General features: G+C 42.7%; 15 protein-coding genes. 7 read left to right on the top strand and 8 right to left on the bottom strand.

Annotated features, from left to right (window positions below; translation table 11 throughout):
• Window positions 1-16: 16 nt before the first annotated feature.
• Window positions 17-556: a ribonuclease FAU-1 family protein gene (locus NKR21_RS01430; protein ID WP_186299654.1), complete on the bottom strand. Its 540-nt coding sequence runs from the start codon at window positions 554-556 to the stop codon at window positions 17-19.
• A 114-nt stretch (window positions 557-670) separates the two neighbouring features.
• Here NKR21_RS01430 and NKR21_RS01425 point away from each other — a divergent pair, with 114 nt between their 5' ends.
• Complete coding sequence (locus NKR21_RS01425) at window positions 671-874, top strand: hypothetical protein (RefSeq protein WP_012008805.1); 204 nt, start codon at window positions 671-673, stop codon at window positions 872-874.
• Window positions 875-920: 46 nt separating this feature from the next.
• Here NKR21_RS01425 and NKR21_RS01420 read toward each other — a convergent pair whose 3' ends face one another.
• Window positions 921-1,469, bottom strand: a complete 549-nt coding sequence (locus tag NKR21_RS01420; RefSeq protein WP_012008804.1) for a GNAT family N-acetyltransferase — start codon at window positions 1,467-1,469, stop codon at window positions 921-923.
• A gap of 212 nt (window positions 1,470-1,681) precedes the next feature.
• Here NKR21_RS01420 and NKR21_RS01415 point away from each other — a divergent pair, with 212 nt between their 5' ends.
• Window positions 1,682-2,899: a multidrug effflux MFS transporter gene (locus NKR21_RS01415; RefSeq protein WP_144457204.1), complete on the top strand. Its 1,218-nt coding sequence runs from the start codon at window positions 1,682-1,684 to the stop codon at window positions 2,897-2,899.
• 209 nt (window positions 2,900-3,108) lie between these two features.
• Here the strand turns inward: NKR21_RS01415 and NKR21_RS01410 are convergent, their stop codons facing one another.
• The 4 genes from NKR21_RS01410 to NKR21_RS01395 form a co-directional block, all read right to left on the bottom strand.
• Complete coding sequence (locus NKR21_RS01410) at window positions 3,109-3,279, bottom strand: hypothetical protein (RefSeq protein ID WP_012008802.1); 171 nt, start codon at window positions 3,277-3,279, stop codon at window positions 3,109-3,111.
• Window positions 3,276-3,863 (bottom strand): DUF1700 domain-containing protein, encoded by a 588-nt coding sequence (locus NKR21_RS01405; RefSeq protein WP_012008801.1) that lies wholly within the window; start codon window positions 3,861-3,863, stop codon window positions 3,276-3,278. Before NKR21_RS01405 ends, NKR21_RS01410 begins: the two co-directional genes overlap by 4 nt.
• Complete coding sequence (locus NKR21_RS01400) at window positions 3,856-4,173, bottom strand: PadR family transcriptional regulator (RefSeq protein ID WP_012008800.1); 318 nt, start codon at window positions 4,171-4,173, stop codon at window positions 3,856-3,858. The genes NKR21_RS01405 and NKR21_RS01400 overlap by 8 nt, the downstream gene beginning before the upstream one ends.
• Window positions 4,174-4,270: 97 nt before the next feature.
• Window positions 4,271-5,101 (bottom strand): YitT family protein, encoded by an 831-nt coding sequence (locus NKR21_RS01395; protein ID WP_034320763.1) that lies wholly within the window; start codon window positions 5,099-5,101, stop codon window positions 4,271-4,273.
• Window positions 5,102-5,435: 334 nt separating this feature from the next.
• Between NKR21_RS01395 and mmuM the strand changes: the two genes are divergently transcribed.
• The 3 genes from mmuM to NKR21_RS01380 all read left to right on the top strand — a co-directional run bounded on the left by mmuM (window position 5,436) and on the right by NKR21_RS01380 (window position 8,566).
• Window positions 5,436-6,374: a homocysteine S-methyltransferase gene (mmuM, locus tag NKR21_RS01390; protein ID WP_012008799.1), complete on the top strand. Its 939-nt coding sequence runs from the start codon at window positions 5,436-5,438 to the stop codon at window positions 6,372-6,374.
• Between the two features lie 46 nt (window positions 6,375-6,420).
• Complete coding sequence (mmuP, locus tag NKR21_RS01385; protein WP_012008798.1) at window positions 6,421-7,824, top strand: S-methylmethionine permease; 1,404 nt, start codon at window positions 6,421-6,423, stop codon at window positions 7,822-7,824.
• Window positions 7,825-7,945: 121 nt separating this feature from the next.
• Window positions 7,946-8,566: a hypothetical protein gene (locus NKR21_RS01380; protein ID WP_012008797.1), complete on the top strand. Its 621-nt coding sequence runs from the start codon at window positions 7,946-7,948 to the stop codon at window positions 8,564-8,566.
• A gap of 343 nt (window positions 8,567-8,909) precedes the next feature.
• On the opposite strand, the gene NKR21_RS01375 is transcribed toward NKR21_RS01380, so the two are convergent.
• Together NKR21_RS01375 and NKR21_RS01370 are read right to left on the bottom strand one after the other, a co-directional pair.
• Window positions 8,910-9,392: an Ig-like domain-containing protein gene (locus tag NKR21_RS01375; protein ID WP_012008796.1), complete on the bottom strand. Its 483-nt coding sequence runs from the start codon at window positions 9,390-9,392 to the stop codon at window positions 8,910-8,912.
• Window positions 9,393-9,498: 106 nt separating this feature from the next.
• Window positions 9,499-12,168 carry a S8 family peptidase gene (locus tag NKR21_RS01370; RefSeq protein WP_144457206.1) on the bottom strand — a complete coding sequence of 890 codons (2,670 nt, stop codon included), beginning with the start codon at window positions 12,166-12,168 and terminating at the stop codon, window positions 9,499-9,501.
• A gap of 240 nt (window positions 12,169-12,408) precedes the next feature.
• Here NKR21_RS01370 and NKR21_RS01365 point away from each other — a divergent pair, with 240 nt between their 5' ends.
• Both NKR21_RS01365 and NKR21_RS01360 read left to right on the top strand, forming a co-directional pair.
• On the top strand, window positions 12,409-12,867 hold the full coding sequence (locus NKR21_RS01365) for a PTS sugar transporter subunit IIA (protein WP_012008794.1): 459 nt from the start codon (window positions 12,409-12,411) through the stop codon (window positions 12,865-12,867).
• Window positions 12,864-13,190, top strand: coding sequence for a PTS fructose transporter subunit IIB (locus tag NKR21_RS01360; RefSeq protein WP_012008793.1), 327 nt, complete (start codon window positions 12,864-12,866; stop codon window positions 13,188-13,190). Before NKR21_RS01365 ends, NKR21_RS01360 begins: the two co-directional genes overlap by 4 nt.
• Window positions 13,191-13,193 lie beyond the last annotated feature (3 nt).

Raw genomic sequence — 13,193 nt, 5'->3', positions numbered from 1 at the left:
TAAAGGAATCGTTTTTTTATTTCAACAGCGGCACAAACAAGCTGTGATGATATTTCCCATCGGCATCTGCCCTCACTTGATCCAGTATGCTTTCTAACGAAGCCATCACAGCCTCTAATGCTCGGCGCACCGAACCTTGTTCAAAATCCGCTAAACTCTCTGGCAGCTCATCTTCATCCAATACAAAAAAATCACCATTTGGAAGAACGAGAAGATCAATAATGAGGTCTTCAAACATGACCAGCTGGCCATTGAACCATGTATGCCCCACCATATTAAAATAAGAACCTAGTTCCTCCCCTTGATCATCTCTCCAGAAATACATATTGTAAGGACGATCCTTCCAATAGTAGGCGGTCGTATAGCTTCCTTTTGGAATCGTCAGCGTATCATCATCTGCACTCATCGTAAACGTCTCTTCAATTTTGTGAAAAAGTACCATTTTCTGTCCCTGTGCGTCTAACAGCTGACACGTATGTTCCACAACCTTCTGATCGTATTTGATTTTTCTCTCGATTACTTCATTCCACCGATCCACATGTAGCGAAATCAACATGTTACAACTCCCTCTTGCACCTAGTTTCTCTCTTTCCAGTATACACCGTTTTTTTATGAAAAAATAAAGGGTTGCTACATTCACACATGGAAGACCTATGATGAGGTGAAATAAATGAACGGAATCACGATTCTTGAAAACCTGACACAGCTTGGACAAATCATCCTCATTTTTTGCGGCTATGCCCTATATAGGCAGCTGGTGAAAACGAAGAGAGAACGAAAGCTTTCTCCTTATGAACGCATGTTAAAGTTCTTTGTAATGTTCGGTTTAATCTCATGGGGAGTATCCTATTGGGCGCTTGTACTGTGGGCGTAAATTGAAAAAGGAAGAGCTGTCCATTGAGGACATGCTCTTCCTTTTATTATGAGTGATGTGATGAACGTGCCGGCTGTTCTTTCTGGATGACATATTGATAGCTCTTGACATGCGTCCCATTTTGATTCACAAATTCTTTATCTAGTGCACGCTCAAAGCCCATTCTTTCATAAAGGCGAATGGCAGCCTGCATTTTATCAGATGTATGAAGGTACAGGACATTTTCGCCCCATGATTGCGTGAGTTCAATGCTTTTACGTAACAATGACTCTGCGATTCCTTTTCCTCTGACATCGGGATCTACCCCTAAAAACCGGACGATGGCTGATGTAATGCCCATTTCGGGTTTGTCATACGCTTGCTCTGATGATCGGAACATTTGAAGCGTTCCTACGATCTGACCTTCAAGCTCCGCCACAAGCATCAGCTCCATGTTGGGATTATCTACGGCTGCTGCAAGCGCAGCAGAATAATTTTGCCAGCCTTCCTCTGTAAATTGAGGCTCATACTGTGAATAGGATTTGATGAGTACGTGTCTAATGGCCTCATGATCTTCTTTGACTGCTTGACGAATGATCAGCTCTTGCTGCTCCATGTCAGCACCTCCTGCTCTCTATTGCTAGATATACGTATCATGCAAATACTGCATGTCGATGACCTTGTTCTTTTCTCTACTCATTCAATGTAAAGAGTCTGATTCGAAAGATCAATTATTTTGCACGAAATCATCTTTGAAAATTTCCATTGAAAAGGAACGCTTGATTCATTATGCTGTTTTGAGGAAGTATACGAGGAGTGTAATGTCATATGAGTTCTTTATCTTATCCCCAAGAATCGAAAAAAAACCGATTTCTCCTTGCCGCATTGCTTGGTTCTTTAACAGCCCTTGCACCGCTTGCAATGGATATGTATTTACCTGCATTGCCTCATATTGCGCGCGATTTTGAAGCAAGCACTGCTTTGTCCCAATTAAGTCTGATGGCTTGTCTTATTGGACTGGCGCTTGGACAACTGATTGCAGGCCCTATTAGTGATACGGTCGGCAGAAGAAAGCCGCTGATGATCGGCTTAATCATTTTTATCGCTGCATCTCTTTTATGTACAGTGGTTTCGTCGATTTGGATGTTCATCCTCTTAAGACTGATTCAAGGACTCGCTGGTTCAGCAGGCATTGTCATTGCACGAGCCATTGTGCGTGATCATTATGAAGGATCAGAAATGACGAAATTCTTTGCACTGCTCATGTTGGTCAACGGGGTTGCTCCTGCAGCGGCACCTATTGTGGGCGGACAGATGTTACGCTTTACCACATGGCAGGGTGTGTTTGTTCTTTTAGGAATTCTCGGAACCTTGATGCTGCTGAGATCCATTTTTTCACTTCAAGAAAGCTTACCTGCGGAGCGCAGACAGACAGGAGGCTTTCAACAGATTGTAAGTGCCATGAAAATTTTAGCGAGTGATCGTCTCTTTGTTGGGTATGCTCTCTCGCAAGGTCTTGTATTCGCAGCGATGTTTGCTTATATTTCTGGCTCACCTTTTGTGCTTCAGGAACTTTTTCACCTATCTCCACAAGGATTCAGTGCTGCCTTTGCGGTGAACAGTCTTGGGATCATCACATTTGGACAAGTATTTGCCAGGGTCGCTGCGAAAATTGGCGAAGAGAAGGTTCTTCGCATTGGATTGCTGATAGCTGCTTTAGGCGGTGTCACCTTATTTTTGATGATCTCCATTGATGCAGGGTTGTATGGCATTCTTATTCCGCTCTTTTTCGTAGTCTCAAGCGTTGGAATTGTTGGCACCTCTGCCCCGTCTCTTGCGATGCAGCATCACGGCGCACATGCAGGAAGTGCAGCCGCACTCATCGGTGTGGCACAAATGCTGCTAGGCGCCTGCGTGACACCTCTTGTCGGATTAGCCGGAAGCCAAACAGCCTTTCCAATGGGCCTGATTATTATGCTTTGTGAACTAGGTGCACTTTGCTGTTACTTCTTCTTTGTAGTTCGAGCGAAAAAAAGACCCGCATAAGTGGGTCTCAGATTGTTGACAAAGGGCTAAAATGAACTTGATTTTAGCCCTTTGTCTTCTTTTTAGCGTGATAGAAAACCTTTGCAGCCCTAGGAAGGTCGAGTACTGGCGCGGAGCAAATTTGTCATTCGTGAGCACCAGCACGCAGGACTGACAAAGAATGCGAGGGTTTGTTGACACGCTAAGACCCGCATAAGCGGGTCTTTCATTTATGGCTTGCTCCAATTAATCGTGCGGAACACATTGTTCTGGTCATTGTTGTCATATGCATCTAGATCAAAGCCTGATAGTGCTAAACCAATTGTCATGACAATTCCTCCGGCAACGGTGAAGATGATCCCCCATTTGATGCATTGTTTTTTTAAATCATTCACGTTCATACTCTCACAACCTTCTTTTTAAACATTCCCATGAATGCCTTAGTGGTTTGAAAAGTCATTTGAACAAATAGCTTTGTCAAATACACCGTAGCCATGCCGCATAATAATCCAACACCTAATAGAAAAATACCAACACCAATTTGCGTCACCACCACATGCAAACCGTCCTGAAAGATAAACGGAGAACCAATGATGCTCCAAAAACCGCCGAGCAGACCAACTAGCGTCATTGTACCTGTCACGAGTGGGATGCACCAAATTACCATATACATAGAAAGAATTAGCAGGAAAACTGCGGCCAGAATACTACCCCATAATGGAAAGCCTAAGATGAGGATGGAGAGCCTTGTGGCTTTTTCTCCAAACGTGGGCACCTGAACGGTTTTAATTCCTTGTTCCTTCAAAATCCCTTCAGCAATCATCGCAGGCTGGCCCACTTGATGAACTGCCTCTTGTTCACTGTAGCCATCTTCCTGATAATCCTCGATCATTTCATCGTAATACTCGATGAACCGATCACTTTCTTTTTCGCCTAGACGATGCAGGTGCTTCTCTAGGCTAGCTAAAAATTCCTTTTTATTCATTGCCCTGTCCTCCAGAAATAAAGTCGTAAATCGCCATCACTTGATCCCATTCCGCTAAAAACTGCGCCATATGCTCACGGCCGCTTTGTGTCATCCGGTAGTATTTTCTTAATCGACTATTATGTTCCTGGGAATAGGTCTCCACATAATTGTTTTGCTCTAACCGCTTTAATATCGGATATAATGTCGATTCTGAAATCTCAATACAATGGGACATATCTTTAATCATTTGATAACCATAGGAATCGCCTTTCTTTAATACCGCCAGTACACAGAATTCCAGTAAACCTTTTTTTAATTGTGCATTCATGATTACAACTCCTAACCATTTATACTATACATTACATAGTATCATGTGACAAGAGGTATAAATATAAAAAAAAGAACCTTTTGAGGTCCTTTCGCTTTTATATATTCACAAATCCTTCTCCGAACACATCACGCACGTCATGGACAACAACGAATGCGTCTCGATCAATTTTCTTAATGATTTTCTTTAGACGCATAAGCTCCTGCTTTTGAATGACTGCATAGAGAATTTCCTTCGATTCCTTTGAATAATGACCGCGTCCGTTTAAAATCGTCACGCCTCGATCCAAGGTGTGATTGATTTCTTCGGCAATATCATCTTTGCATGAAGATATGATCGTCACTGCCTTTTTCGTGTTAAGTCCTTCTATCACGAAGTCCATCACCTTTGTTGCCACGTACAGCATGACAATCGTGAACATTAATTTTTCCGCACCAATAATAAAGTAGGAAGCAAATACGACGATCAGATCAAAGAACAAGATGGCGTAGCTCACGTTCCAGTCTAAATACTTGTTGGCAATTCTTCCAAGTATGGCAGAGCCCGCCGTAGTACCGCCTGCTCTTAGCACAAGACCAATCCCAATTCCAATGATGATTCCCGCGAAAATGGCTCCAATGATCAATTCGTGAACATTCACGACCCATGTTGTGGTCAGGTGTAAGAATAGGGAGTTACTTGCGACGGCAACCACAGTATAAATCGTCGTCTTCTTGTCCAAATATTTATACCCTACAAGCAGCAGAATGGCATTAAACACTAGGTTCGTCAGCCATGGTGCAATTTCAAACAAATAATAGAAAATAATGGACAGCCCCGTTACACCGCCTTCACCAAATTCAAGCGGAATGACAAACATGTTCACTGCGGCGGCAAATAAAAAAGAACCAATTAGAATCATTGCGATATCTTTTACACATTTTTTCAATTTCTTCTTTCCTCCTTTTTTAAGCATATAAAAAACCCTCTTTCTGCACGAAAGAAGACAGTCGTTGAACAAAATAAAAATCAAAAGACAGCGCCTTTTGATGAAGCTTTCTGAAATGAACCTTTCCATAATATATATCTCTTTTTAGAGGCTGTCAATGACTTGGTTTTCTATTATTTTGACTGCATGTTTATGCATGAAAACCCGCATGTTTTCAGGGTTTTTCAGCGGTCATATGCTTTTTCCTCTCCTTGACAAAAACACTTTAGTCATTTAAACTACTGCCTCATATCATATCCATCATTTCCGACTAAAAAGGAGGGTGTTCCATTCGATGAATCCTATTCAAAGCCGTTTACAGGCTCACGCACCTTTAATTTTAGACGGTGCACTTGCAACAGAGCTTGAACGAAAGGGCTGCAATTTAAATGACAGTTTATGGTCAGCCAAAATACTGATTGAACAGCCAGAATTGATTCAGCAAGTACACTTGGATTACTTCCAAGCCGGAGCTGACTGTGCCACAACAGCGAGTTACCAAACGACGATTGATGGCTTCGCTGAAAAAGGCTATTCAAAAGAAGAAGCCATTGAACTAATGAAACGATCCGTCACTTTAGCAAAAGAGGCACGCGATCTTTTTTGGCAGGATGAAGCCAGTCGTAATGGGCGGACAAAACCATTTGTCGCAGGATCTGTAGGGCCATTCGGCGCTTATTTATCTGATGGTTCAGAATATAAAGGAAATTACGGACTCACAGAGCAGGCACTCATTGATTTTCATAGACCAAGGATTCAGGCATTAGTAGAAGCAGGTGCAGATATTCTTGCGTGTGAAACGATTCCTTGCCTCATTGAAGCAATAGCCATCGCAAAGCTATTGCAAGATGAATTCAGCGGTGTATCTGCTTGGATTACATTCAGCGCGAAGGACGATCTTCATATTAGTGAAGGAGATTTGCTCAGAGAATGTGTACAAGCACTGGAACCTTATGAACAGATCGCTGCTGTCGGCGTTAACTGTACGCCGCCGCAATATATCTCTTCTCTCATTCAAGAGATGAAAAAGGGGACAAGCAAGCCGATTGTCGTATATCCAAACTCTGGGGAATTATATGATCCTGAAGACAAGGTATGGAGCGGGGATACGCCTCAGCATACATTCGGTGAATGTGCGCATCAATGGTATCAAGACGGCGCGCATATCATCGGCGGCTGCTGCCGGACGACGCCAGAAGATATCACGGACATCTTAAAACTTACCACATCATAACACCATGATTCATCACACATACTTCTAAGCAAAAGGGCGGGAAGACATGGAACAAGCAAAAGATCAGTCACAACAATATCAACGAAAAATGACGAGCCGCCACCTGTTCATGCTTTCTCTAGGCGGCGTGATTGGCACAGGGCTCTTTTTAAGCTCTGGGTATACCATCAATCAAGCAGGACCCGCAGGAACAATCCTTGCCTATCTTGTCGGGGCATTAATTGTGTACCTCGTGATGCTTTGTTTAGGCGAACTGTCTGTTGCCATGCCGGTTACAGGGGCATTTCATACGTATGCAACAAAGTACATTGGACCCGGCACAGGCTACACAGTTGCTTGGCTGTACTGGCTGACATGGACAGTCGCACTCGGGTCGGAATTTACAGCGGCAGGGCTTTTAATGCAGCGCTGGTTCCCAGACACATCGGTTTGGATGTGGAGCGGCGTCTTCGCTCTTCTTATCTTTTTACTCAATGCGTTTACAGTTAAGTTTTTTGCAGAATCAGAGTTTTGGTTTTCCAGCATTAAAGTAATGGCTATTATTCTCTTTATTATTCTTGGCGGAGCTGCGATGTTTGGCTTGATTCCATTAAAAGGCGGTGAAGCCGCTCCGTTCTTTTCTAACTTCACTGGGGAAGGCGGTCTTTTCCCAAACGGCTTTTTACCAATTTTAATGACGATGCTTGCCGTCAATTTCGCTTTTTCAGGTACGGAGTTAATTGGGATTGCTGCGGGTGAAAGCGTCAATCCTGACGAGACCATTCCAAGAGCGATCCGCACAACCGTACTGCGTCTTGTTTTGTTTTTCGTTGGAACAATCGTGGTCTTAGCTGGCTTGATCCCAGTAGAAGAAGCTGGGGTGATCAAAAGTCCATTTGTTGTGGTGTTTGATCGCATTGGGATTCCATATGCCGCAGATTTCATGAATTTTGTCATTTTGACAGCGATCTTATCTGCCGCAAACTCTGGACTATATGCGTCTTCCCGTATGCTTTGGTCACTTTCTGAGGAACGGACACTGCCTAAAAAATTGGCGAAGCTGACATCAAAAGGAATTCCTTTGAATGCACTGATTTTAAGTATGATCGGCGGGATTCTTTCTTTGTTATCAAGTGTCATCGCACCAGAAACGGTCTACCTTGTCCTTGTTTCGATCTCAGGACTTGCCGTTGTGATCGTGTGGATGGGGATTGCTGCCTCACAATTTATGTTTCGGAAACGTTTTTTACAGGAAGGCGGAAAGCTTCATGATCTTTCCTTTCGAACCCCGCTCTATCCAGTGGTTCCGATTGCAGCCTTCTTCCTGTGTCTTGCCTCTGTGATCGGCATTGCCTTTGATCCAAATCAGCGGATTGCCCTTATCTGCGGCATCCCTTTCATCGCGATCTGCTATGCTGCCTATTATGTGACAGCTTGGATTCAGAAAAAACGTGAAGAACCTGGTGTATAACGCCAGGTTTTTTCTATGAAATTAGTCTGACAAAAAAGGATATCACTAGTAAAAGAAGCACACTTTGGTATATGATAGGAATCTATGATTTTCAGGATGAATCAAGGGAGTTGTCACTAATATGGAAATGACTATTACAAGAGCATTAAGTGAACTGAAAATGTTAGATAAGAGAATCAACCGAACCGTTGATGAAGCCGTACTTGGTGGATTGATGATCGGGAAACATATACAGCACGGGTTTCAACATCAAGAAGAAATCGAAAAGAAAGCGAAGGCTGATGACCAATCGATTCAAGCATTAATCAAGCGCAGGAATGCCATCAAATCAGCCATCGTTGTGTCGAATGCGACCACAACGATTGATGTAGCGGGTGTCAGCATGACAGTGGCGGAAGCGATTGAACGGAAGACATCGATAGAATACGATATTCGTTATTTACGGAAATTGAAAAAGGTGTACACAGAGCTAGTAGACAAAGCAGAACAAACCAATGCAGATGTAAAGAAGAGGCTCGACCAGCATTTAGAAACCTTGTTTGGAAAAGATGGAAAAACACAAGCGGCTGCCAATCAAGAGATCGTCAAGTCGTTTCTCGCTGAAAATGAGGCCACGATCATCGATCCGCTTCATCTTCGAGTGAAGATTGAAAAGCTTTCGACCGAAATTGAGGATTTCCAAATGGAAGTTGATTTTTCCTTGTCAGAAAGCAATACGCTGACGAAAATACAGGTCGATTAATCAATTTTGTTAGTGAGCCGAAAATCGATAGAACTAAACACCTCCGAGGGAAAGGTTATTCCCTCCTCATCTGATCATCTCTGGATGATCCTTGATAAAAGCTCAAAGCTGAAAGTTCAAGGATCAACGTTCAAGTGTGAAAGTTCTTATCCATCAAAGCTCAGAATTAAAAGTTAAACGCTCGATCAAATCTGGGAGTCACGGCTCATGAGTGTTTGTTTATCGACTCTTTCGGTTGCCGCCCAGCAGGTTTGCTAACAAAAAGAAAAGGATGTCACTTGATGACATCCTTTTTTCTATGAAAAAACGACAAGGCTTCAGCTAGGTCGTCTCTCCCAGCAGATTAGTAACGTGATGTATATGCCAAATGGTACACACTTGTGACATTTGAAGATAGCTTGATGTCTTTTGACGTGAATGTCACTGGAACGACATCGTAGTAATGTGTAGACCAGCCTGCATTATTGTATGATTGGTAGCCTGCACCGGCAGGAACTTGAAACGTCAGTGAAAATTGTCCGTTCCCGTCTGTTGTGCCTGTCGCTGTTTGAGCATATGATTTGATGGCTGCTTCAAAATAAAGCTGGACCGGCTGATTGGGCATGAGATTTCCACTTGCATCTTTTAGTGTTCCTTTAAACGTAGCTGGATAATAAGAACCCACGCGATATTTACTGCCATAGCCGTAATTCACTAAACCACTATCGGCTGCTGTGACACTTGTTACTTGAACGGATGCTGGTACTGCTCCTGTTTCCTCTGCATGTGCAAATGTTGGGAATACGAGAAGCAAAGATAGAAAGAAAGCAAACATGATTTTTTTCATCGATAAATCCTCCTTTTTTTCCTACTATATTACTATCGACATTAATTGGTATTTTTCCAGTAACAAACAAAAAAACTTCCCTTTTTTTGAAAGGGAAGCTCTTCTCTTACTTTTTCACAACAACAACTTTCACCGCTTTGCTTTCTCTTTTTCTCACATCTGAAGCCGTCACATACAAGACTGTTTTGGCTTTTTGCGGTTTTATTTGGGCAGTAAATGCGCCCTTGTTATTTGTTTTTACTGTTTTGATGACTTTCTTTGATTTATTTTTCACTTTAATGGTCAATCCTGCACCCGCAGTCCCTTTGACCGTTTTACTTTTGACCGTTACTTTGCCCACTTTCGGCTTGGCTGGTGCTTTGCCTTTTTTGACGACTGTTTTGAGCGTCGTTGCTGCCTTTCCTTTTGAAATCTTAATGTGAAGAACTTTGTTTTTGTTCTGATGCTTAATCTTCACACTAAAGGTTCCATTTTTGCCCGCTGTGCCTGTTCCAAGCAGGGTTTTACCTCTATACACAGAAATAGCAGCGCCAGCCTTTGCTTTACCTGTCACCTTTTGATGCTGATCCTCCACTTTGCTCACAGATGCATTTAGTTCGACAGCACTTAAAGCAGCAAATGCATTCAGTCTGCCATGTCCTGTCATCCAATCGACGCCTGGAATTTTCGGATCGACAATAGGCTCTTCATTTTCATCATAGAAAACGTCATCTGTGCCATCAACAGATGTAAAGGAGATATTATCGGCTGTGCTTTGCAAAATATTCCTTACTTGATTCGGCTTCAAGGTTGGATTTTTAGAAAGCAGTAATCCTGCTGCCGCTGCCACATATGGTGTCGCCATTGATGTCCCGCTCAGATATGAGACATTCCCATCTGGCATTAAGCTTGGAATATCAGATCCTGGTGCAGACATGCTCAGTCCTTTACCAAAGCTTGAGAATTCAGCAGCAATATCCATACGGTTGCTTGCACCAATGGCCATTGCGTACTTTGATGTCGCAGGATAGCCCATTTCTGGAACGCCATCATTTCCACTCGCCACGACCACTAGTACATTTCTTTGGGCCGCGTAGTTCATTGCATATTCGATCACCCGGCTGTAGTAGCCGCCAAGACTCATGTTGATGACCTTTGCGCCTTTATCCACTGCATGCTTGATTCCAAGTGCAATATGCTCTGTATCTCCAAAACCATAAGCATCCAGCACCTTCACCGGAATGATGCCCGTATGTTGATTGAGACCTGCCATTGAGTAATGATTATCAGCTTTTGCGGCAATGATGCCCGCCACATGCGTACCGTGTCCATTGTCATCAATCGCATCTTTGTTTCGTCCAATGAGATTCGCACCTAAGTCCGTACGAACAGTCCCGCTTAGATCAGTGAAACGACTGTCTACACCTGTATCCACAACAGCAATCAATGTTTGCTTCATTTTGCTTGTGCCAATCAATGTATTCATTTGATCAAACTTCACATCAGCGCCTTTTTTCCCGCTGTTTTGCCCGCTGTTTTTCAGAGGCCATTGGTATCCATACTGCACATCATTGCTCAATGCACGATAGGTTTGAACAGGCTCTGCAAATTCAACATTCGGCATACTGGACAGCTTTCTCGCAGTGCTTTTGATCACAGCTTTGCCTGCTTTTAAAGTCTTTCCAGCTGATTCTTGCCCTGCTGGCACATCATAGACATACATTCCTTTAAACAAAGGACTTACTGACTGCGATGTCACGCGGTTTTCTTGGATTCCATAGCTTTTCATCTTCTTTTTCGCAGATTGAAGTGTTTGGCCATCCTTTAGTTTAAAAATAATCTTATTCGTCTTCACATTCTCTTCTTTTACAAGCTTTTGCTTTTCTAATACATAACCGATCGATTTTCCTTCAAGCTGATCGATTCCAAGCTGTTGACTTACTGCTTCTAATTCTTTTTTTAAATAGGCAGGACTTGCTTCTTTGAGCATATCAAAAAGGGAACGGATCGCCTGTTGTTCTTTCTCTGTCACAATATGACCGCTAAATGCACCATTTTTCTCTACGTCATTTAGCAGTGACTTTAATGTCAGCAAATGATTGTATACCTTTTGTTGCTCATTTTTTTGTTTGATGAGCTTCGATTTGAGAAACGGCTTTGTTTTTTGAAGCACTCGGCTCAGCTTCTGACCATTTGGTGTTTCATTAAAACGTTTATCTTCAATTGTGCGAATCGATTGGAGAATTTCGCGCCCGTATTTTTTCTCTATAATAATGATGTCAAACTCATCATCTTCTGGGAAAACAGGTTCAGAAGGCGGAAGGTTAGCTCCTTTATACCCGATTGTATATGCTGCATCCTCCTCCTCGTCACGGCTGTCTTCCTCTGACCCTAAGTAGAGCACTTTGACATAATAAGGACCTGACCATGCATGCGGGAAGTCTACCTCTGTCTCTCCACTGGCAGTGTCCACACGATATCTTGAATAAGTATCATCCTTCATCGCCCTGTCTTTACTTGGATAGACCGATACGGATAACACTTGTTTACTTTTGACAGAAATTTTCATATGTGTATCTTTTACCACCTCTTGTGCAGATGGCGTGATTTGGTACCATGACTCTTCCATTTCATTTTGTAATGTCCCTGAGATGACTTCACCATTTTTTAACCCAATGGCTTCATTGACATTTGTACCTTTACTGGCAGCTGCTGCCTCGTATCCAGGTAATGCCGCCATACAGAGAATGATGGCCATGAGTACGATCACACAGGATTTGACCTGCTTTTTGAACATGAAAAGACCCCCTTATCTTTTGTCACACCTTGGAAGAATATCACAGAAATGCAATTAGTAGAATCTGTTTTTTTATAATTAAACTCGTTTTAAGCTAGGATTTGAGATAACAGAGTACAAGACAAATAGCTTCATAAACTTTTTGCCATTTCAAACGGAAAATGATGCTATTTAACCTTGCAGAAAAGTACATTACAATCAACTTGTAAGCGCTTAACAAACAAGAGAGAAGGGATCAGCTTGTTCCAAAAAGATCATGTTTTCACACAAGTAAACGGACGATCAAAGAATGAGATTTTACAATACATTGCCGAGAAAGCTGAAGACCTTCAGATTACAAACGATCAGGCGGGGTTACTATCAGATTTGTTGACTCGCGAAGACGAAGTTTCAACAGGACTTCAGCAAGGCTTCGCCATTCCTCATACAAAAAGCTCCGCTGTACAAACGGCATCACTTCTTTTTTTAGAGCTAGAACAACCGATTGAATGGGGCAGCTTTGACGATTTGCCCACAAGCTATTTATTTACATTGCTCGTTCCATTAGAAGAAGCAAATGTCACACACCTGAAATTACTGTCAGGGATTGCGACAAGCCTCATGGAACCGGCTTTCATCGAAAAAATACAACCAGGTCAAACCGCTAACTATTATTACGAAGTCATTGAACAACAATTGAAAGAGGGGATTACACAATGAAAATTGTCGGTGTCACTTCATGTCCAGCAGGGTTAGCTCATACACCAATGGCAGCAAAGGCATTAGAGAATGCGGGTAAACAGCTCGGTCACGAGATCAAAATCGAGCAGCAAGGGATTATGGGACAGGTAAATGGCATTACAGCAGAAGAAGCAAAGCAGGCAGACCTCTGCATCATCGCCTCCAATCAGCATATCAACGATGCGGAACGTTTCTCAGGCATTCCCACAGTACGTGTCGAGATTGGACGCGCTTTAAAAAATGCCGAGCAAATCATCACAAAAGCTGTAGCACTTGTTGAAAAGAAAAAATCTGAATCTTAATAA

This window comes from Bacillus sp. 1735sda2 (assembly GCF_024159245.1).
GTDB classification, from domain to species: domain Bacteria; phylum Bacillota; class Bacilli; order Bacillales; family Bacillaceae; genus Bacillus; species Bacillus pumilus_O.
Note: the sequence above shows the minus strand (reverse complement) of the source record. Positions and strands in the feature narration are given on the sequence as shown.